The 19,153-nt window shown below is 63.5% G+C and carries 25 protein-coding genes, 1 tRNA gene and 2 pseudogenes; 16 read left to right on the forward strand and 12 right to left on the reverse strand.

From position 1 onward, the window contains the following. Nucleotides 1-17 precede the first annotated feature (17 nt). On the reverse strand, nucleotides 18-614 hold the full coding sequence (locus NKJ26_RS19380; protein WP_352696552.1) for a DUF922 domain-containing Zn-dependent protease: 597 nt from the start codon (nucleotides 612-614) through the stop codon (nucleotides 18-20). Nucleotides 615-716: 102 nt separating this feature from the next. Here NKJ26_RS19380 and NKJ26_RS19385 point away from each other — a divergent pair, with 102 nt between their 5' ends. Both NKJ26_RS19385 and NKJ26_RS19390 read left to right on the forward strand, forming a co-directional pair. After that, nucleotides 717-1,205, forward strand: a complete 489-nt coding sequence (locus NKJ26_RS19385; protein ID WP_352607179.1) for a hypothetical protein — start codon at nucleotides 717-719, stop codon at nucleotides 1,203-1,205. Between the two features lie 207 nt (nucleotides 1,206-1,412). After that, a complete protein-coding gene (locus tag NKJ26_RS19390; RefSeq protein ID WP_352696626.1) occupies nucleotides 1,413-2,612 on the forward strand; it encodes an aminotransferase-like domain-containing protein in 1,200 nt (399 codons plus the stop codon). Nucleotides 2,613-2,756: 144 nt separating this feature from the next. Here the strand turns inward: NKJ26_RS19390 and NKJ26_RS19395 are convergent, their stop codons facing one another. Next, nucleotides 2,757-3,296 (reverse strand): J domain-containing protein, encoded by a 540-nt coding sequence (locus NKJ26_RS19395; protein ID WP_352607177.1) that lies wholly within the window; start codon nucleotides 3,294-3,296, stop codon nucleotides 2,757-2,759. 415 nt (nucleotides 3,297-3,711) lie between these two features. Here NKJ26_RS19395 and NKJ26_RS19400 point away from each other — a divergent pair, with 415 nt between their 5' ends. The 4 genes from NKJ26_RS19400 (at nucleotide 3,712) to NKJ26_RS19415 (ending at nucleotide 6,657) form a co-directional block, all read left to right on the forward strand. After that, nucleotides 3,712-4,131, forward strand: coding sequence for a VOC family protein (locus tag NKJ26_RS19400; protein WP_352696553.1), 420 nt, complete (start codon nucleotides 3,712-3,714; stop codon nucleotides 4,129-4,131). Nucleotides 4,132-4,373: 242 nt separating this feature from the next. Beyond that, nucleotides 4,374-4,886, forward strand: a complete 513-nt coding sequence (locus NKJ26_RS19405) for a hypothetical protein (protein ID WP_352696554.1) — start codon at nucleotides 4,374-4,376, stop codon at nucleotides 4,884-4,886. Between the two features lie 43 nt (nucleotides 4,887-4,929). Continuing rightward, nucleotides 4,930-5,547 carry a cysteine peptidase family C39 domain-containing protein gene (locus NKJ26_RS19410; RefSeq protein ID WP_502903136.1) on the forward strand — a complete coding sequence of 206 codons (618 nt, stop codon included), beginning with the start codon at nucleotides 4,930-4,932 and terminating at the stop codon, nucleotides 5,545-5,547. 24 nt (nucleotides 5,548-5,571) lie between these two features. Continuing rightward, nucleotides 5,572-6,657, forward strand: a complete 1,086-nt coding sequence (locus tag NKJ26_RS19415) for a D-alanine--D-alanine ligase family protein (protein ID WP_352696555.1) — start codon at nucleotides 5,572-5,574, stop codon at nucleotides 6,655-6,657. Between the two features lie 278 nt (nucleotides 6,658-6,935). Here the strand turns inward: NKJ26_RS19415 and NKJ26_RS19420 are convergent, their stop codons facing one another. Then, nucleotides 6,936-7,226, reverse strand: a complete 291-nt coding sequence (locus NKJ26_RS19420; protein WP_352600528.1) for a hypothetical protein — start codon at nucleotides 7,224-7,226, stop codon at nucleotides 6,936-6,938. 233 nt (nucleotides 7,227-7,459) lie between these two features. Between NKJ26_RS19420 and NKJ26_RS19425 the strand changes: the two genes are divergently transcribed. Further along, on the forward strand, nucleotides 7,460-7,705 hold the full coding sequence (locus NKJ26_RS19425) for a hypothetical protein (protein ID WP_352600530.1): 246 nt from the start codon (nucleotides 7,460-7,462) through the stop codon (nucleotides 7,703-7,705). 100 nt (nucleotides 7,706-7,805) lie between these two features. After that, nucleotides 7,806-8,903, forward strand: a complete 1,098-nt coding sequence (locus NKJ26_RS19430) for a PAS domain S-box protein (RefSeq protein WP_352696556.1) — start codon at nucleotides 7,806-7,808, stop codon at nucleotides 8,901-8,903. 51 nt (nucleotides 8,904-8,954) lie between these two features. On the opposite strand, the gene NKJ26_RS19435 is transcribed toward NKJ26_RS19430, so the two are convergent. From NKJ26_RS19435 to NKJ26_RS19455, 5 genes are all read right to left on the reverse strand, one after another. Then, nucleotides 8,955-9,200: a DUF982 domain-containing protein gene (locus NKJ26_RS19435; protein ID WP_352600534.1), complete on the reverse strand. Its 246-nt coding sequence runs from the start codon at nucleotides 9,198-9,200 to the stop codon at nucleotides 8,955-8,957. Between the two features lie 146 nt (nucleotides 9,201-9,346). Further along, the gene (locus tag NKJ26_RS19440; protein ID WP_027025288.1) at nucleotides 9,347-9,553 is read right to left on the reverse strand and encodes a hypothetical protein; all 207 of its coding nucleotides are present in this window, start codon (nucleotides 9,551-9,553) and stop codon (nucleotides 9,347-9,349) included. A gap of 93 nt (nucleotides 9,554-9,646) precedes the next feature. Further along, a tRNA-Gln gene (locus NKJ26_RS19445) sits at nucleotides 9,647-9,720 on the reverse strand. 37 nt (nucleotides 9,721-9,757) lie between these two features. Beyond that, the gene (locus tag NKJ26_RS19450) at nucleotides 9,758-10,054 is read right to left on the reverse strand and encodes a hypothetical protein (protein ID WP_352696628.1); all 297 of its coding nucleotides are present in this window, start codon (nucleotides 10,052-10,054) and stop codon (nucleotides 9,758-9,760) included. A 476-nt stretch (nucleotides 10,055-10,530) separates the two neighbouring features. Further along, nucleotides 10,531-11,433: an alpha/beta fold hydrolase gene (locus NKJ26_RS19455; RefSeq protein ID WP_352696557.1), complete on the reverse strand. Its 903-nt coding sequence runs from the start codon at nucleotides 11,431-11,433 to the stop codon at nucleotides 10,531-10,533. 171 nt (nucleotides 11,434-11,604) lie between these two features. On the opposite strand from NKJ26_RS19455, the gene NKJ26_RS19460 reads away from it, so the two are divergent. Continuing rightward, on the forward strand, nucleotides 11,605-11,904 hold the full coding sequence (locus NKJ26_RS19460; RefSeq protein ID WP_352696558.1) for a hypothetical protein: 300 nt from the start codon (nucleotides 11,605-11,607) through the stop codon (nucleotides 11,902-11,904). A 34-nt stretch (nucleotides 11,905-11,938) separates the two neighbouring features. Here the strand turns inward: NKJ26_RS19460 and NKJ26_RS19465 are convergent, their stop codons facing one another. The 3 genes from NKJ26_RS19465 to NKJ26_RS19475 form a co-directional block, all read right to left on the reverse strand. Further along, nucleotides 11,939-12,382, reverse strand: coding sequence for a GFA family protein (locus tag NKJ26_RS19465; RefSeq protein WP_352696559.1), 444 nt, complete (start codon nucleotides 12,380-12,382; stop codon nucleotides 11,939-11,941). Nucleotides 12,383-12,456: 74 nt separating this feature from the next. Beyond that, nucleotides 12,457-12,636, reverse strand: a complete 180-nt coding sequence (locus tag NKJ26_RS19470) for a DUF3606 domain-containing protein (protein ID WP_027025293.1) — start codon at nucleotides 12,634-12,636, stop codon at nucleotides 12,457-12,459. A gap of 551 nt (nucleotides 12,637-13,187) precedes the next feature. Then, on the reverse strand, nucleotides 13,188-13,343 hold the full coding sequence (locus NKJ26_RS19475) for a hypothetical protein (protein WP_352696560.1): 156 nt from the start codon (nucleotides 13,341-13,343) through the stop codon (nucleotides 13,188-13,190). A gap of 188 nt (nucleotides 13,344-13,531) precedes the next feature. Here NKJ26_RS19475 and NKJ26_RS19480 point away from each other — a divergent pair, with 188 nt between their 5' ends. Continuing rightward, nucleotides 13,532-13,945: a DoxX family protein gene (locus NKJ26_RS19480; protein WP_352600855.1), complete on the forward strand. Its 414-nt coding sequence runs from the start codon at nucleotides 13,532-13,534 to the stop codon at nucleotides 13,943-13,945. A gap of 38 nt (nucleotides 13,946-13,983) precedes the next feature. Here the strand turns inward: NKJ26_RS19480 and NKJ26_RS19485 are convergent, their stop codons facing one another. After that, on the reverse strand, nucleotides 13,984-14,289 hold the full coding sequence (locus tag NKJ26_RS19485) for a hypothetical protein (RefSeq protein WP_027025295.1): 306 nt from the start codon (nucleotides 14,287-14,289) through the stop codon (nucleotides 13,984-13,986). 386 nt (nucleotides 14,290-14,675) lie between these two features. Here NKJ26_RS19485 and NKJ26_RS19490 point away from each other — a divergent pair, with 386 nt between their 5' ends. The 6 genes and pseudogenes from NKJ26_RS19490 to NKJ26_RS19515 form a co-directional block, all read left to right on the forward strand. Continuing rightward, complete coding sequence (locus NKJ26_RS19490; RefSeq protein WP_352696561.1) at nucleotides 14,676-15,053, forward strand: type II toxin-antitoxin system RelE/ParE family toxin; 378 nt, start codon at nucleotides 14,676-14,678, stop codon at nucleotides 15,051-15,053. Continuing rightward, a complete protein-coding gene (locus NKJ26_RS19495) occupies nucleotides 15,050-15,385 on the forward strand; it encodes a helix-turn-helix domain-containing protein (protein ID WP_352696562.1) in 336 nt (111 codons plus the stop codon). The genes NKJ26_RS19490 and NKJ26_RS19495 overlap by 4 nt, the downstream gene beginning before the upstream one ends. 891 nt (nucleotides 15,386-16,276) lie before the next feature. Continuing rightward, entirely contained in the window at nucleotides 16,277-16,672 is a 396-nt protein-coding gene (locus NKJ26_RS19500) for a hypothetical protein (RefSeq protein ID WP_352696563.1), read from the forward strand. Then, nucleotides 16,665-17,048 (forward strand): hypothetical protein, encoded by a 384-nt coding sequence (locus tag NKJ26_RS19505; RefSeq protein ID WP_352696564.1) that lies wholly within the window; start codon nucleotides 16,665-16,667, stop codon nucleotides 17,046-17,048. Before NKJ26_RS19500 ends, NKJ26_RS19505 begins: the two co-directional genes overlap by 8 nt. Then, nucleotides 17,008-17,670: pseudogene (locus NKJ26_RS19510) on the forward strand (terminase large subunit domain-containing protein); the annotation flags it as partial. The gene NKJ26_RS19505 and the pseudogene NKJ26_RS19510, both read left to right, overlap by 41 nt. Nucleotides 17,671-18,003: 333 nt before the next feature. Further along, a pseudogene (locus tag NKJ26_RS19515) lies at nucleotides 18,004-18,753 on the forward strand (phage terminase large subunit family protein); the annotation flags it as partial. Nucleotides 18,754-19,153 lie beyond the last annotated feature (400 nt).

Consider the following 19,153-nt stretch of genomic DNA (forward strand, 5'->3'; position numbering starts at 1 on the left):
GCGTCTCGCTCGCGACACTAGCCGCCATTCACCAAAGCGAGGATAAGCTTCTGGAGATTGCCGCCCTGGCCGAGCTCGACACGGTCGAAGTCGCGGCTGGCCTGCCGCTGCGCCTGTGAAAGTTCCGACAGAAGCCTGGTCATCTCGGTCCGGATCTTGCTGCATTTCGGGTCATCGGGGACCGTGAGGCCGACGGTCGCCGCCTCTATCTTGCGCACCATGTCGATGATGGCTGCGCCGTGTACCTTCTCGTGGGCGCTGACGCCGGCCAGAAAAACCTCCCAGTTCTTCTGGATGGCTGGCGGCAGCGGCGCGGAGGCGCTGGGCAAGGTATACGTGATGATCAGCTTCGGTCGCGCCGAGGCCAGCACGCAGGCTCCGGCCCGCGCCTGATAGTCCCTGGTCCAGGTCAGCTTGAAATTGGTGTGGGCAATGGCATGGACGATGCCGAGCTTCGGTCCGTTCTCGCCGATCGAGCGGTAGAGTTCCGGCCCCGACTGGCCCGAGATGGCGTATGGCTTGATCTGCTCGACCGGCTTCCAGTCGGCGTGCGCCGCGAGCGGCAAGGCCATCAGGGCGGCCAGGGAAAGACACAGGCGAATACAGCTTCTCAAGCACGCTCTCCGCGAAATCGGACCGGTGCGGACAGGCAATGCCACCGGACGGCTTTTCCTATAGGTTGCCGTCGGGTGCTGCAAATATTGGAGGGGGAAATCATGCGATATCTCGTCATCGCCGGCGCCGTGATGGCGTTGCAGATCGCGCAGCCGGCCTTCGCCGCGCCCTGCGACGGCTGGAGCGCGAAGATGGAGGAGGACGAGGGCGGCAGCGTGCTGACCGCCTCGGTCTGCGGCGGGTCGAAAGGCGATTCGTGGCTGATGCTGACCTGTTTCGACAGGCCGGTGCTGAGCTTCGACCTCGGCGGCGCCGGCCCGCAACTGGAGCCCGGCATCAGCGGCGCGTTCGACTTCAAGGCCGACGGCAAGACCGTGACCAAGACTTTGCAGCTCGAAGCCATGTACGATTATTTCGTGGTGGAGCTTGCCCGGGCCGATCCGCTGCTGGGCCTGCTGCGCGGGAAGGGCGAGGTACTGGTCAGCGCCGCCAAATACGGCCAGGCCGGTTTTCCGCTGAAGGGATCGAGCGCGGCCATCGGCAAGGTGCTGGCGCAGTGCGGCAAGGCCAAGCCTGGGGATGGGGATTGAGCGGTGGGTTCGAAGAGCTGGCCGCTGGACGGAATCCGCCTCGCACTTTTCCTGGAATTGCTGCGGGCATGCGCGCCACTCCAGATCGCCGGCGGCTGGCGTATGCCGAAAGGTTATCAGGCTCTATTCAAATGGCTGGGAAAAGCCGATATAGGTCAGCTAGGTTGACCTATTCCAAATTGTCGCGGGAGGCGCGCCTTGACCTTGATGAACCTGTTGGCTTCGCGCTCGTCGCGCATGAAGGCGTCCGAAATCCGCGAGCTCCTGAAGCTGCTCGACCAGCCCGACATCATCTCGTTCGCCGGCGGCATTCCCGATCCGTCGCTGTTTCCGGCCGAAGCGATCCGCGACGCCTATGCCGATGTGCTGGGCGGCGCCGAAGCGGGGGCGGCTTTGCAGTATCAGGTCTCGGAGGGCTACCTGCCGTTGCGGCGCTGGATCGCCGGACAGATGGGCAAGCTCGGCGTCTCCTGCGACGAGGCCAACATCTTCATCACTTCCGGTTCGCAGCAGGCGCTGGATTATCTCGGCAAACTGTTCCTGTCGCCTGGCGACACCGCGCTGGTGACATGGCCGACCTATCTCGGCGCGCTGCAGGCCTTCAACGCTTACGAGCCGCGCTATGACCGGCTGACCGTTAACGGCGGCAACATGACGCCCGATGCCTATCGCGCGGCGGCGGCGGCGGATGGCGGCAAGGTCAAGTTCGCCTATCTGGTGCCGGATTTCGCCAACCCGACCGGCAACACCTTGGACCGGCAGCAGCGCGAGGCGGTGCTCGACCTGGCCGGCGAACTCGACATCGCCGTCATCGAGGACGCCGCCTATCGCGCGCTGCGCTATGACGGCGAGGGCGTGCCGCCGATCCTGGCGCTCGATTGCGCCCGATCGGGCGGCATCGACAAGGCGCGCACGCTCTATTGCGGCTCGTTCTCGAAAATACTGTCGCCGGGCATGCGTGTCGGCTGGGTCTGCGCGCCGCGCCACGTCGTCGAGAAGCTGGTGCTGATGAAGCAGGCCTCCGACCTGCACAGCCCGTCGATCAACCAGATGGTGATGCACCGCGTGGCCGAGGCCGTATTCGACAGCCAAGTCGAAAAACTCATCGGCGCCTACCGCGAGCGCCGCGACGGCCTGCTTGCCGCACTCGAGGCCAACATGCCGGCCGGCGTGACCTGGAGCCGACCGGAAGGCGGCATGTTCGTCTGGGTAACGCTGCCCGAGGGGTCCGACGCCACCGAATTGCTGGCGCGATCGGTGAAGGAGGCACGCGTCGCCTTCGTGCCCGGCAACGCCTTCTTCGCCGACGGTTCGGGACGCAACACGCTGCGGCTGTCCTTCACGCTCGCCGACCGCCGCGCGGTGAGCGAGGGCATCCCAAGGCTGGCGGCCCTGTTGAAGGGGTAGGCGCAGTGCAACCGGTAGGGCTCGAGCGGCTCCTTACGCCGCTACCTTCATCAGGCGCTTGATGCGTGAAAGCCTGGCGCGAGCCAGCTTGCGGATCGCCTTTTCGTAACCCTCCGCGCAAGATCCTTCAGCCTGCAAGATCCTTCAGCCTGCATGATCCAGCAGCCTGGCGGTAGGAGGGTTACGAGGGTGTTCGGAATTGGCGCGATCGATGCCTTCCACGGTGATCGCGAACATTCCGTTTTCGATCCTTCCTATCCAGCCTTTTGCTTTCAGGTACCAGAGATGAAACTCCAGATGCTCACGCGGACAACCGGACAAGCGTTCGAGTTCTGAATCGCCCACGCCGGGATTGTTGACGTCCTGTCGGCGTTTTACATAAAGGAGCGAAAGCAGTTTGGCTTGGATGACTACATCCCGTTCGAGGCCCTTGGTGTTGCTGGCTTCTTCGGTCAGCACGCGGCGAAGGTTCAAATGGTCTTTATACTGGATGTCGTATTGCGCGCGCTTGACCGGATCCTTGAGGGTATTGTGGGCTTCCACGATTTCGCTGAAGCGTGACTCATCACCGGTATCCCGATTGTCGGGGTGGTAGCGCATGGCAAAATAACGAAACACCCGCTCGATGGTTTCCGAGTTGGCGTTAGGGCTGATCTCCAGAATTTCGTAGTGATCAGTAAACATGGTGGTGCCGCCGCGAGGTCGCCATCGTGCAAACCGCCGAGATAAACCTGACCTCGCCGGATCCCGCGGTCGCCGCCGTTCGGTCGTCCGCCTGATCGTGCCCTTCTTTCCACGCGAAAGAAGCAGCGAAACCGCGCTCGCGAGTTTCCATGCGTCCAACACAGGCCATTAGTTCCCCGCCCTCTCGGGGACAACATCGCGCCGAACCTACGCAAACGCAAGCGCGCGTGCTTGAAGCCTCAAAGGCGGAGAGGTAACGGCCGGACATGACAGCCACCTTGATCGCGGCCTCTCGCGCCGGACGTAAGCAGCCAATCGCAGCCGAAGCGCTCGCTAGCCCAAGATCCTTGTTCAAAGGCGCATTGACCACGCCCCGTCCGGGCCTAAATTCGCATCCTCACGAGGAGGAATTTGCATGGAACTGCATCGCGGCCGGCTCATCGATCACATCCAGCTGGTGGTCAGGGATCTCGCGGCCAGCCGGCGTTTCTACGAGGCGATCCTGCGGGTGCTCGATGTGCCGATCGGCGGCACCGGCGATGACTATTTCTGGGCCGACGAACTGTTCGTCTCCAGCCTCGACAGCCGGGCGGCGCAGGGGAAGCTGACCGGCCGCCATCACCTTGCCTTCCAGGCAAAGCACCGGGCCATGGTCGACGCCTTTTACAAAGCCGGGCTCGACGGCGGCGGCAAGGACAATGGCGCGCCGGGCGAGCGGTCCTATCATCCCGGCTATTACGCCGCCTTCCTGCTCGACCCGGACGGCAACAACATCGAGGCCGTCCATCACGGGCCGGCGACGCGCAGCGCCGCTTCGGTGAAGATCACCTTCTAAGGTGTGCCGATGTTCAGGTGATGCGGTCTGCAAACGACGGCTTTGTGCGGTTCGGTGCTCACCTTTGAAGCCGGACCGCAACGCTGTGGGCGAGAGATGCTGCTTGGCGTTGCCAATTTGGTGGCCCCAATGCTAACCGTGCAAATGGCTGGCGGGAATCGTTATCGGGGCAACGTGCATCACTAACTTTCAATAAAACTCCCAAGCAGACATCCATCACCTCACCGTGGAGAAATATTTTTATGCAAAGCCTAACCAAGGCGATCTGTGCCGCCACACTTTTGCTTTCGATCGGGACCACGGGTCTTACTAGCATATTAACTGATGCTTATATCTCGTCAGCGCAGGCTCAGGAGGAGTATTTTCCGACCGAGAAGGATTTTGTTGGTAAATGGAAACTCAGTGGGGCAGCCATCCGGCCACCGAGCGACATGAAGGATGCGCCCACGCCGGAACAAGAAGCGGCCGCCACCGAGTTCCAGCAGACGGTGACTGCGTTTTACGGCGCGTTCGATTACCTGGAGATCACGGCGGACGGCCGCTACAATTTTCATCAGCCCGGTGACCCGGCGTCGCCCTGCGTTTGGTGCGGAACCTGGTCCTTCAACAAGAGTTCGCTGTGGCTCAAGCTGGAAACCGCGCCCAGGCTTGATATCTACGCCAAGGACGGCGACATCCAGATGACCTACACCGCCGAGCCCGATGAGAAATCGAAATATGCCTGGCTGGTTTTCGGCTGGACCAAGGTCGAGTAGGCGGACGGAAACCGTTATACACTTTTCCTGCTCTGGGAGCCGCATGAATCCCTTGCCTGAATCCGTGCCGTTTTTCAGCCAGTGGAAAACGCCGGACTTGACGATGGCGGTGCTGGCGGACGGCGCCGAGGCCGCGCTGCGGCGCGATCCCTTGTGGCGGGGTTCGGGGGCCGAGACCCTCGACGAGTACGCGGCCTGGGCGGCCAACATCTGCGGCATGGCGTGCCTGAAGATGATCCTGGCGACGCGTGGCGAGATCGTTCCGACGATGGAACTCGCGAGGCAGTGCACTCGATATGGCGGCTATGTCGTCAACGGGGGATCGATCAAGGGGCTGATCTACGCCCCTTTCGTCAGCTTCGTGAAAGAGGCGTTCGGCCTGCGGGCCGAGGTGATGACCAATGTGGCGACATCGGACATTCCGGCGACCCTGGCGCGGTCGCGCTTCTTCATCGCTTCGGTCAGCAGCTGGATCCGCTGGCCCGAGCGCGAGCCGCCATCGAAGGGCGGGCATCTGGTGCTGGTCACGGCGGCGTCGGACGAGATTTTCCGCTTTCACAATCCGTCCGGCCATATCAGCGCCACACAGGCGAACGCAGTGTTGGCGCCAGCCGATTTCGATCGCTTCTTTGCCAACCGCGGCATCGCCGTCGCCATTTGATTTTTTGACAGCCGAGGGATTTCGATGACCGCCAAGACAAGGGTAGCCATCCTCTATGGCGGGCGTTCGGCCGAACATGACGTTTCGCGCCTTTCGGCCGCCAATGTGCTGAAGGCGATCGATAGCACCCGCTACGAGATTGTGCCGATCGCCATTTCCAGGGACGGCAAGTGGCTGTTGCAAAAATCGGCAGTTGAAGACGGGGCAGGGGCGCCGGTGTCCGAGGATGGCATCGAGGTCGCCTTGCTGCCCGGCGGCAAGGGCCGGCTGGTCGCCGTATCGCGAGATGGGTCGCGTCCCGACCTGCCGCCGGTCGAGGTCGTCTTTCCCGTGCTGCACGGTCCGTTCGGCGAGGACGGCTCGGTGCAGGGCTATGCCGAGGTCGCCGACGTCGCCTATGTCGGCTGCGGCATCCTGGCCTCGGCCGCCGCCATGGACAAGGATGTCGCCAAGCGGCTGCTACGCGAGGCGGGGCTGGCGGTTGCCCGATCGGTCACCGTGCGCCGGAACGACATCAATTCCTTCCAGGAGATAGCCGGGGCGGTCGGCCTGCCTTTCTTCGCCAAGCCGGCGCGCCAGGGTTCGTCCTTCGGGGTGAGCAAGGTGAGCGGCAGGGATGGGTTCGAGCAGGCCGTCGAAACGGCTTTCCGCTATGATCCCAAGGTGCTGATCGAGGAATTCGTCGAGGGACGCGAGATCGAGTGCTCGGTGCTGGAGCGGGCCGACGGCACGCTGGCGGTGTCGCTGCCCGGTGAGATCATTCCCGCCGGCAAGCATGGCTTCTACACCTACGAGGCCAAATATCTCGACGCCGATGGCGCCGTGGTCAAGGTGCCGGCAGATGTCCCGGCAGCGGTCGCCGACACGGCCAGGGAAATGGCGCGGCGGGCTTTCCTGGCGCTCGGCTGCGAAGCCATGGCGCGTGTCGATTTTTTCCTGCGCGCCGACGGCGGCCTGCTGGTCAACGAAGTCAACACGCTTCCCGGCTTCACCGACATCTCGATGTACGCCAAGGCGCTGGCGGCGATCGGCATCGGCTACGGCCAGGTCATCGACGTGCTGATCGAGCACGCGCTGGCCAGGCATGCAAAGCGAACGGTCTCAGGCTGAACTGGATCTGGACGCCGGCGCTTGCAACGCTGACAATTGGCAAACCGCCGATGACAGCGCCCCTCTCCCCGTTCTACGGGGAGAGGATGCCGGCAGGCAGGTGAGGGGCGGCGCGGCGCTGAGGTTCCGGAGCCCAAACGGGCTCGCTCCGTGTTGGAATTCGCCCCTTCCTTGAGCGCTGGCACCGCCCCTCATCGCCCTGCCGGGCACTTCTCCCCGTATAGCGACGGGGAGAAGGGGGCTGCCGCAACACCGGCGCTTGACGGGAAAGAGGCCGGCTATTGTATCGAGGCCGGTGGCGCGAAACAGAGCTTGGCGGTCGGGCACTCGTCGACCTGTTCGTCGATCAGCGGATTGCCCGCCGCGTCGAATTCTATCGCCGCGCCGATCAGTTGCGCGGCCTGCAGGACGAGGTGTTCCACATCCTCGAGGGCGACGTTTTCGGCCAGGTTCCTGACCCTGACGCGTTCGGCGACGGCAGTGATGTTGACGATGCCCGCTGTCTCGAACGCCATCTGCACCGCTGAATAAACATCACCGCGCAGGCGTACCGAGTATTCATACCGCATCGAAACCTCCCATGGGGAATGGTTTTTCGTTCTCGGGCCAGCATGCGCCGACTGATCGGCGTTGGCAAGCGAAATCCTGAAAAAATATTCATGAAATCAACAAGTTAGCATATTCACGCTATTGTGCCAATCACGCGATGGCAGACCTTGACGCGTTACCAGCGCAATACTACCTACAAGACAAGTGAGGCAATTACTAACTCAACGTATTTTACTCCTGAATGGAGGTGCAAATGGCGGAGCTGGAACGTCCGGAACGATTGCAGGTCATGCTCACGGCGGAGGAGCTGGGAGCGCTGGAAAACTGGCGCTTCGAGAAGCGCATGCCGAGCCGCTCGGCCGCGGTCAGGGAACTTCTGCGGCGCGGTCTTGCCTCGGACGGGTTCTTGCGCGCGGGGCAAGGCGTAAAGTCGCAGGAGTTCGGGGTACTGGTGCCTGACGGCGGGGACGGGAAACAAACCGACCGGCCGCCGGAGTGACGCAAGCGTGAGCGCGCCGCATGTCCCCGCTTGCCGCGAGGCAATTGCCTTAATGCGCCGGCGCGCTACCTGACAAAGATGACGGAAATTCGTGGCGACAATGGCTGACGGCAACAAGGAAACATCAGATGCCGATGCGTGGCTCGCCGCGATCGTGGATTCTTCGTTCGATGCCATCATCGGCAAGAATCTGAACAGCATCATCACGAGCTGGAACCTGGCGGCCGAACGCATGTTCGGCTACAACGCCGAGGAAGTGCTGGGCCAGTCGATCCTGATGCTCATTCCCGATCATCTCAACATCGAGGAAGCCCAGATCATCGGCAGGATCCGCAATGGCGAGCGGGTAGCGAGCTTCGAGACCACCCGAAGGCGAAAGGACGGCGTGCTGATTGCCGTTTCGCTGACGATTTCGCCGATCAAGAGCGGCAATGGCGAGATCATCGGCGCCTCGCAGATCGCCCGCGACATCTCCGCGGCCAAGGAAAGCGAACGCCGGATCAGGCTGCTGATGCGCGAGGTAAACCATCGCGTCAAGAACCAGTTCGCGATCATCTTGTCGATGGTCAGGGAGTCCAGCAAGCGCACGAGCGACCCGAGCGAGTTCGAGGAGCTGATCCGCGCCCGCATCATGGCGCTCTCTCGTTCGCACGATCTGCTTGTCACTTCGGAATGGACGGGAGCGAGCCTGTTCGACCTGATCCAGGAGCACCTCAAGCCGTTCGGCCGCGAGGAGCAGATCCTGCTCTCGGGACCAGTCCTGACGCTACAGTCGAACGCGGTGCAGAATCTCGGCATGGCTTTCCACGAGCTCGGCACCAACTCGTCCAAATATGGCGCGCTGGCCAGTGACGCCGGCCGCATCGAGATCACCTGGAAGATCGACGCCGATGCCGCTGGCGGGCGGCAATTCCAGCTGCTCTGGAACGAGACATCCGAGCCGCATCGCGGCAACGGACACGATCAAACCACGCGCATGGGGTTCGGCACCGTCGTCCTTAAGCGGGTGGCGCCGCAGTCGCTGGGCGGCGCCGCGACCCTTGAGCGCTCGCCCGGCCGTCTGAACTGGCGCCTGGACGCGCCGCTGGCATCGATCATCGCGCCGCAGGCCAACACCGAGCCCGTCGACGATGGGCTCGGGCCTCCGAGCGTCGAGCCTGAAGAAACCGGGCGACCGGGCACAGGCGTGCCTCTTTAGATCGGTTCACTCCAGCCCTCTTGTTCGATCCTGCCTATTCGACCAGGACCGCTATTCCACCAGGATATGCGCCTCGCGGGCGGCTTCGACAAAAGCCTGCCTGGCGATATCGGGAGACACGTCGCCGCTCGTCGCCCGGCGGCAGGCGCGCAACGCCGACTGGTGTTTTGGGCTGCCGGCGTCGCGCCAATGCGTCGTGAGCAGTTCGATGGCCTCTTGCGTGTTGGTGAGATAGTGGGTGGATCCGGTAACGCCGACCGAAACCATCACCGGTTTGGAGAACCATGCGGTTTGCATTGGAACCTCGACAGCAGCATTGCCGTTGCTAAACGCCTGTGGCGGCGAGAGGTTTCATCGCTATGGCGTGAGGCCGCCGGACATCCGTTGGCGGGCAAACCGGCGACAGCTCAGTGCGGCATCGATCCGTTCCCGCGCAACACAGCTCAGAGAATATTGGTCGTCACCTCGACGACGATCGCGGCACCTTCCAGCGCTCCGTTGGGGACATGCACGACACGCGACACCCGCAGGTCCTGCGCACTTCCGTCGACCGACAGCGAAATGCTTTCACCGATCCGCGGCACCGCCTGGAAAACGGCCTCCGTGGTGTCCGGCCGGTTGTCGATGGATACGCGGCAGTAGACGGTCATGGAATGTCTCCTGTGTCTGACGTTCGTCAACGCAAGGTCCATGAAATGGTTTCAGCGAGGCCGGTGCAAAACGGGGGCTGCCCGTCGAAGTTCTGGTTCCCGCTCATGGGCTCGAACCACGATTCACGCCTTCAAAGGGCGCTGTCCTACCATTAGACGAAGCGGGAGAAGCGGGAACGGTTATGGCGCGGGAGCGGCCGGCCGTCAATTCGGGAAGTTGTTGACCGGCTCCTCGCAGCGATGGACCGGGCATTGTCCGTCGCGGGCCGGGATGTAAGCCGACATCGGTACTTCCGGCCAGTCGCATTCATTGCCGAACTGCCTGACATAGCGGTCATAGGTGTTCGGGCCGGTGGTCAGCACCACCGCGCGGTGCCCCTGGATCATCGCCCGAATCTGGGCGCAGCTCATGCCGCGGCTGTCGGGCCGTGCATCGGCGAGGCCGGTCGCGGCAAGCATGGCGCCCACGGTCAGCAACAGGACGCGAATACGAATGGACATGAGGTTGCTCTTCATCATGACGCAATCCCGGGCGGAAAGGCGCGTCGCACTTTTCCTGGATTGCTGTTTGTCTTGTAGCAATTCCGGGCGAAAAACTGTTTCACACTTTTCCTGGAATTGCTTCGGTAACATTGTCTCACAAAATCCAGATCCTGTCCGCTGGTTCGGCGACAGGCCGCGTGGTTTTGCCTGGTCAGGCATGGCGGGCGCCCGCGCGCAACCAAATCGCGCGTCGAGCATTGCTGGGCATGGTCGGCGGAAGCCATACGAAATGCCGCAATGGCGGCCTGGAAACGAGGAACGCGAAGCCATGTGCTGTTCGTTCTGCGGCGGCCGCGACCACCGCTACGAGGATTGCCCGCAAAGGGATGTTTGGACCGATCCGCCTGATGTCCCGTCCAACGAGACCGGGATCGGGCTCGACCATCCTTAGGGGCGCAGGGAAGCTCGGGCTTTCGCTTTACCGGTGCCGATCGCTAAGGCTGGTCTTCTTCGCCGAAGAAGCCGGCCAACGCCTCAGCCGTTTGCGCCGGGGCTTCCTCGGGAAAGAAGTGGCCGCCGGGCATCGCCTGGCCGCGCACGTCGCCGGCCCAGTCTCGCCAGAGCGCCAGTGGGCCGCCATCGTCCGCGTACCACTCGGCAAGCGCGCCTTGCCCGCTCCACAGCGCCAGCACCGGGCAGCGGATGGTTCTGCCGGCGGCCTTGTCCGCATGGTCGTGCTCGCAGTCGAGCGTGGCCGCCGCCCGGTACTCCTCGCAGATCGCATGAACATGGGCCGGGTCGCGCAACGCATCGATATAGGCCTGGCGCACCTCGGCCGGAAACACCGAGGGCGACGAACCCCAGCCGCCAAGGGCATTGTCGACGATCGCCTCGGCGGCGCCCGCCAGGATCGTTTCCGGCAACGGCTCGGGCTGCGCCAGCAACGACCACGGCCAATAGCCGAGCGCCAGCCTGGCGTCGGCCCGGTCCCAGGCGTCGGCCGTGGGGACGATGTCGAGCACGGCAAGCTTTTCGACGCTGCCGGGATGGTCGAGCGCCATGCGGTAGGCGACACGCCCGCCGCGATCATGGCCGGCGACCATGAAGCTGCCGAAACCGAGTTCCGCCATGGCCGCCACCAAGTCGCGGGCCATGGCGCGCTTGGCATGGGCCGCGTGATCCCGGCTCGATGCCGGGCAGGAACTGGCCCCATAGCCGGGCAGATCGGCGCACACCACGCTGAACCGGTCCGCCAGCCCCGGCGCCACGTCGCGCCACATCAGATGGGTTTGCGGAAAGCCGTGCAGCATGAGCAGCGCCGGCCCGTTGCCGGCGCGGCGGATAAATATGCTGGCATCGCCGATGTGGACACGGGCGGCCTGGAAACCATCGAACATGATCGCGCCTCCGCTGCCGCAACGGCCGGAGACTGGATTGGTTGCGGGCGCGGAAGCCGCCAACCTTTTCGACCGCCGGACGTTGTCCCCGTGAAGGGAAGGCCGCCACGGGCGGCCATGCCGGAAGGAAGCAGGCCGCCTACGGGGCGGCCGGAGAAAGAGGAGGCCGAGATGAGAAAACTCGCCACCCTGCCATTTGGCCTCATGCTGGCCCTTGCCGTGCCGGCCGCGGCTCAGACCGAGAACAACGCCGCGCCGCCGACCGACAAGTGCCGGGCCCAGCCAGACGCAAAACAGCAGCCCCAAAACGGCAATCTGGCGGACAATTTGACGGAGACGCTCGACGAATGCGGCGGCGTGCTGAAGCCGCCCCCGACCGGCGACCAAGGCATGGCCGCACCGGCGCCCAACGTGGGCAAGACGCCGGTGATCAAGCCAGGTGAAGTGCCGCCGCAGCCGCCGAAGCAGTAGCGGTGAATGCCGGCGGCCTCTTGCGAATGAAAATTCAGTCGCGCGCGGCGGCTCCCGACAGGGCTCTCGGCCGGGCGACGCCGTGCGCCTGCGGCTCCGGCCGGTCGTGTTCGAACTGCACGGCGCCCGACAGAGCGGACAGCCAGTTCTCGCGCCGGCCGATCCACAATTCGTATTCCGGCACAAGTTCGGTCGGCACGATGTCCAGGCTGCCGATCATCACCTCGGCCTCGTCGTCGCGAAGCGAGACGACGCGGCCGCCGCAGGTCGGACAGAAGCTGCGCCCGCCATAGGTGCTGACGATGCCGGTCATCCCGAAAGCTTCGCGCGGCCAGATGGCGAAGGCGGAAAAGGTCGAGCCGCTCGTCTTGCGGCAGTCCTTGCAATGGCAAATTCCCGTCCGCAGCGGCGGGCCGGTAAGAGTGAACTGCACGCCGCCGCACAGGCAACTGCCGGTTCTGCGTATCGTGTCGGACATGGCCGTGACCTCCAACCGCTGTCAACGCCGGGGTCGGCGCAATGGTTTCAAGCCCGAACCGGACGCTCGCGGGGTCATCCGCGCGCGGCCATGTAATTGTCGAGTTTCTTCCGCGATGGCCCATAGCGCTTGATGATGGTCTGGGCTTCGCTCTGCGGAATGCCGTATTTGCGGGCGAACGCGGCGACCTCATAGGTGTCCTCGCTCGAAACCAGCTTGCGGTCCTGTTTGATCTTCGATTTGTCGTCGGCCATGCGGCCCTCGCTTTCTGTCATCCGCGGGTTTTGCCGGAACGCCGGAGCGGGTTCGACATCCAAGCCCGCGGTCAGACATAACAGCTGTCGGCGTCGCTGGTTCCAAAGGCGCGGCGGGGCGAAGCCGGTTGATTTAGGCCGATGCCTCGGCCGGATCGGCGGCGTGCCCGCCGGAGCCCCCACATTCGGCGCAGAGCCTGCTGGCGCCGGGGCAACCGCGTCGGTGCGTACCCGCGGGGCAGCAAAGGCCGCTGGAGCTTGTCCAGCGCGGGCATTGAAAAACCTGTCCGGTGCCGCCGCAGCCAATGCACTCCAGAACCGGCGACAGGACCCGATAGGACCTGGTCCCCAACCCGACGCTCGCGCCCAATTTCCAGCCCGCCCCAAAATACCGCACCCGACATCAGTGCATTAGCCCAGGCTCAACAATAGCACGTTGGTGGTTACGGACAAGTTTCAGGATGATTAATTGTTGGTGAAGGCCGGCCAGGCGCCCCCAGGCGCTCGTGCCTCGCCTCAAACAGGCTTCAGCCGCTTGGCGGCGAGATCCCTCAGGGCCGAGGCGGCCTGCCCACGGTCCAGCCGGTGGCCTCGACCTTGTCGAGCAGGACGTCGAGATGGTGGGCGAGCATCTCCTTGCAGTCCTGTTCATAGGCGGCGCTCGTTGGCGCATGCCGCGGCGTGCCGGTGGTCAAGGCCTTCGCCAAGTTCTCCTCCCCTTGAGCGCCGCGGTCTTCTACAACATCAGCCGGCGGACCGAAATCGGTTTGCGCGGGATGGAACGGACGCCCCGGCCTGGTCGCGGCGCTTCGAAAAAATTCCGCCGGCGTGTCGGACCTGCCGCCGCCCGGACGTCCTTGGAAGCGACACCTCGCTCAACCCCTGGAGAGACACCATGCCGTCGCAAATCGCTCAATCGCCGTGGCAGACCGCGGCCGTACTCGTCGCCCGCCTGATTTTCGCCGCTCTCTTCCTGATGGCGGTGACCTTCAAGTTCATGGGCATGGAGGCCACCGCCGGCTACATCGCCGCCGCCGGCTTTCCGTTCCCGCTCTTCCTGGCGTGGTGCGCGGCGATCCTGGAAGTCGCCCTCGTGCTGTGCTTCCTGAGCGGTGCCTTCTTCTCGCAGGCCGCTTTGGTCGCCGCCGCCTACGTGCTGTTCCTGGCCTTTGCCTTCCACGGACCGAGCCACTGGACCGGCAACCAGGCCGAGTTCGGCTTCTTCGTCGACCATTTTTCGTTCATCGCCGGGTTGCTGTTCGCGGCGGCGCACGGGCCGGGAAGGATGCTGGCGGTCAACCTGGGATGACCGGGCAGGGCGTGAGGCCATCGAGTGCCCCTGGCTCCTCACATCTGGTCGTTGTAGGGCTCCTTCATCTGGCCGACCATGCGTGCAAGCTTCGAAAAGGAGGGCATGTCCGCCTCCGGCTGGCACTGGTTGGCAAGCTCCAGCAGCCGTATCGGAAAGTTGACCGCGTCACGGCTCGACGCCGACATGCCCTCGGACCGTTCCTCGCTGGTTTCCCCGGCCTCGGCCTTGCGCAAGGCGACGTCTATCTCCTCGGCGGTCAGCACGCCTTTTCGAACCAGGACATGGTTGATCGATGCGACGGCCATCAGCAGGCCTTCGAGTTGCAGGTTGGCGACGTTCATGGCGACTTGCTCCCGTGGATGGAGCGGTTCATCGTTCCGCGAAGCCGAACCGCTGCCCTGGACTTGCTCCAAGCCCGAAACGCGCGAGCCGCGTTTCCGATCCGAAGGGCCGCACGGGCCGGGTTCGGGAGGTATTGCTGACAGGGAGGGCGGACGATTCTAGGAATTTTTTCTCGGAAAGTCATTGACAGGGTGAGTGCAGCTATGCTATATATTTGCCTATGGTGCTGAGTTGCGCCACCGACCCGCCGCCGAGGCGGGTTTTTTGTTTCTGGCGGTTGCCATCGCAGTCCCGCCGACTTTCGCTTGTGCGGCCCATCATCAATGGAACCGCCTAGTCGGTTTACCAATTGACAAGGTGTGTAACTTACACACTTATGCTTAGCATGCATACGGTTTCGGAACTGAAGACCTTCCGCAGTGCGGCGGCAGTCGCCGGGATGTCCCAAGAGGACATTGAGGACTTTGTCGACCACATTGCAGCGAACCCGGAGGACGGCGAAGAGATCGTCGGGACTGGCGGCTGCAGGAAGATACGGTTTGCTATTCGTGGCAACAACAAAGGCAAAAGCGGAGGCGTCCGTACAATAACGTTTTACACAGGGGATGACCTGCCCGTTTTTCTCATAACCGTTTTTGGGAAAAGCCAGAAGGTCAATCTTACCAAGGCCGAACGGAACAGTTTGAAGAAACTGACAACGGCCATTGTGGAGGAATATGCAGTGCGGGTTCAATCGCTTGCCGCAGGTGGAGAAAGAGCATGAGCAAGAAGGTATTCGATCAGATCGCGGAGGGTTTGCAGGAAGCCTTGGCCGTCGCTCGCGGCGAGGCCGAGCCCTACAAGCTTCATATCCCCGCCGAAATAGACGTCAAGGCAATCAGAACGAAGACCGGCCTTTCGCAGAAGGATTTCGCATCGACGTTCGGATTCGGCTTTGATCAGTTGAAGCAGTGGGAGCAAGGGCGCTCGCGGCCTGTTCAAGCCCTGCGCGCATACCTTCTGCTGATCAACTCTCGGCCTGTCGAAATGGTCGACGCGCTTCGCGACCTTCACAGCGAGATTGTGAACGAACTCCCGGTTCGTAAGGTCGGCTAATTTTAAAGGATTTTTTTCCTATAATGCGTTGACAGGGTGAGTGCAGCTATGCTACATATTTGCCTATGGTGCTGAGTTGCGCCAACGACCCGCCGCCGAGGCGGGTTTTTGTTCTGGCGGTTGCCATCAACATCGGCGGGTCAGCGCCCCCTCTGTCGTGCCCGTCCTCCGCAGCAGCTGCGCTGCAGAGGGTGGACCGGACATCTCCCCTACAGGGGGGAGATCGGATGTCGCGTCGGTCTTCGCCAATTTTGATCGTGGAGAGGCGAGCGGGGCGCTGAAGTTGCCAATCTCCCTCCTTGTGGGGGAGATGCCCGGCAGGGCAGAGGGGGGCGCTGTCCCGCTGGCTTTCGCCGCAACGACCCATCATCGATGGAACCGCCTCGTCCGTTTACCAAGGTGCGCAATAACCAGCCCAAGTCGCAAGGTCGGCTAACTTTCCTAGGAATTTTGTCCTAACAAGGATTGACAGGGTGAGTGCAGCTATGCTACATATTTGCCCATGGTGCAGATTTGCGCCACCGACCCGCCGCCGAGGCGGGTTTTTCGTTTCTGGCGAAAACTATCAAGCAAAGTTGGCGGGTCAGCGCCCCCCTCTGTCCTGCCCGTCCTCCGCAGCAGCTGCGCTGCAGCTGCGGAGGGTGGACCGGACATCTCCCCCACGAGGAGGGAGATTGGCTAATTTTCCTAGGAGTTTTTTCCTGACAAGGATTGACAGGGTGAGTGCAGCTATGCTACATATTTGCCTATGGTGCTGAGTTGCGCCACCGACCCGCCGCCGAGGCGGGTTTTTTGTTTCTGGCTGTTGCCATCAACGTCGGCGGGACAGCGCCCAGGGCGCTGTCTCGCCATCCTCACATGAACGCCCACTCGCAATCCGCGGGAAATCCTATGACCCAACGCTATGCCACCATCATCACCGGCGATGACGGCCAGGAAATCGTCAGCGCCATCGGCGAATTCGAGGGGGCGGCGCCGCGGCCACGGCTGGGCCGCATCGAACTGGTCGCGCCCGGCGTGCTGATCGGCATGGTGCGGGACGCCGGCGGCGGCTTCTGTTTCCCGCCGGCCGGCGTCGCCAGTCATTCTGTCGGCCTCGCCATGGCGAGCCTCAAGGCGCGGGTCGCGAAGTCTGCCGTTGCAACAACGCCGAAGCGCACCGGGAAGACCAGCAAGGCCAGGAAGAAACCCGCCCGTTCGAAGAAGCGGACCAGGCAAGCCAGACCGGCCGCGAAGGCCGGCATGGCGGTTGCCGGCGCCAACGCCATGGGCCAGGACCATGGCTGAGCGACCCGCCGCCGGGCCGAAGCGCGGCAAGGCGAAGCCGGCCAGGCGCAAGCCCGCCGCGGCGGTTGCGCGCAAGCCTCGCCCGAAACGGACGAAAAAGACGCTGGGCGACAATTTCTTGGCCGCCCTGCGTACCGATTTCCGTAGCCATGGCGCCGGCGTCATCGCCGAGGTGCGGGCCGGCAAGCCGGACCAATATCTGAAGGTCGTGCTTTCGGTGCTGCCCAAGGATTTGCATGTTTCCATCAACCAACTGGACGGACTGAGCGATGAGGAGATCCGCCACCGCATCCGCGGCCTCGAAGCCGTGCTCAAGCCGTTCCTCGAAGAGGTCGCTGATCCCGGCGAGGACGGAATATCTGGCGCTGCTGGCTGAGCTTGACCGCCGCCGGCGCGCCAACCAGCTTGCCGCCTACCGGCCCTACGTCAGGCAGGCGGAGTTTCATGCGGCGGGAGCTACAAGTCGAGAACGCCTGTTCATGGCCGGAAACCAGCTCGGCAAGACCAGGGCAGGCGGCGCCGAATGGGCCATGCACCTGACCGGCCGCTATCCCCGGTGGTGGCAAGGCAAGGTTTTCGACAGCGCGGTCCGGCTGTGGGCCGCAGGCGTGACCGGCGAGAGCACCCGCGACAACCCGCAGCGCGTGCTGGTCGGCCCGCCGCAGCAGCAGGCGCAATGGGGCACCGGCATGATCCCCGCCGATGCCATTCGGCAGACCACGATGGGCCGCGGCGCGCCGGGCGCGCTCGACAGCGTCGTGGTGCGCTGGGGCGGCGGCGGCGATGTCCAGGCCGATGAATCGGTGCTGTCGTTCAAGAGTTTCGAGAAGGGCCGCGAGAAATGGCAGGGCGAGACGCTGCACGGCGTCTGGTTCGACGAGGAACCGCCGCTCGACATCTATTCAGAAGGCCTGACCCGCACCAACGCCACCGGCGGGATTACGATCGTGACGTTCACGCCGCTGCTTGGGATGAGCGATGTGGTGTTGCTGTTTCTGTCGGCGGGGGAGCTTGAGGGGATGCGAAGCGGTCCGCTTTAGCGGACGAAGACCCTGAGCCTGCGAAGGCTGGGAAGGGAGGTGGCTGGGAAGAGAGATTCATTCTTCCCGCGTCGCGCCGCCCCTCATCTGGCTGCCCGTCCTCCGCAGCAGCTGCGGAGGGTGGACCGCCATCTTCTCCCCGTATGACGGGGAGAAGGGGGCTGGCCGCAACCTCGCATTTCTTCTGCGACATCGGAGATTGGCGGGCGGCGCGGCGTAAACCAGAAAAGCCACGCTTTTACAATATCATACGTCAGACACCTTCCAAAACAATTCAGGCCTGCCATGACCCGTCACGTCACCTTCATGACCATCGACGATGCCGCGCATTACTCGCCCGAGGAGCGCGCGGCGATCGTCGCCGCCTATCCGGCACATGAGCGCGAGGCCCGCGCCCGGGGCATTCCGGTGCTGGGCTCGGGCCGCATCTTTCCGGTGGCCGAGGAACTGATCGCCTGCGAGCCGTTCCGGCTGCCGCGCTATTGGCCGCGCATCGGCGCGCTTGATTTCGGCTGGGATCATCCCTCGGCCGCGGTCGAGCTCGCCTGGGATACGGAGGCCGACATCGTCTATGTCACCAAGGCTGCCCGCGCCTCGCAGCAGACGCCCGCCATGCAGACATTGACGCTGAAACCCTGGGGCGAATGGCTGCCATGGGCGTGGCCGCGCGACGGCCGCCGCGAAACGCTGGAGGGGGCGGGCGTGGCGCTCGCCCGGCAATATGCCGCGCACGGGCTGAACATGCTGTCGCGCCACGCGCAATTCCCGGAAGGCTCGGTCTCGGTCGAGGCCGGGCTGATGGAGATGCTCGACCGCATGCAATCCAGCCGCTTCAAGGTGTTCTCGACGCTGTTGCCCTGGTTCGAGGAGTTCCGGCTCTACCACCGCCGCGATGGCCAGGTGGTGAAACTGCGCGACGACCTGATGGCGGCGACCCGCTACGGCGTGATGATGCTGCGGGAAGCGGTGGTCGATCCGGCGGAGTTCAAGGGCGCGAGAAAGCCGGCGGGGCAGAGTGATCCGCTGGGGGCGTTTCGGTGAAGGAATGTTTGCGATCCGCTCTTCGCCCCAAAATAGTGCACTGTCACCGTAATTCCAGCGGAGTTCAGGAGCGCGAGACGGGCGGTGGGGCAGAGCGATCCGCTGGGGGCGTTTCGGTGAGGGGACGAGCTGTCTACTGCTTCGCCCAGGGACGAAGGAACGGATGCTTCGGCCAGCCGCGAATGTTTGCGATCCGCTCTTCGCCCGCAAATAGTGCACTGTCACCGTAATTCGTTTCGGTGAGGTACTCGCAATGTCATAGGACTGGTCGAACCGCCCACCGCTTCGTCATCCTGGGGCGGAGCAAGGAGCGAAGCGACGCAGCGCAGACCCCAGGATCCATGCCGCGACTTCAAAGCGTCGCGACCGTCAAGAATTTTGCTCTACTGCACCCGAATTA

Source organism: Mesorhizobium sp. M0152, assembly GCF_040322415.1.
Classification (GTDB): Bacteria; Pseudomonadota; Alphaproteobacteria; order Rhizobiales; family Rhizobiaceae; genus Mesorhizobium.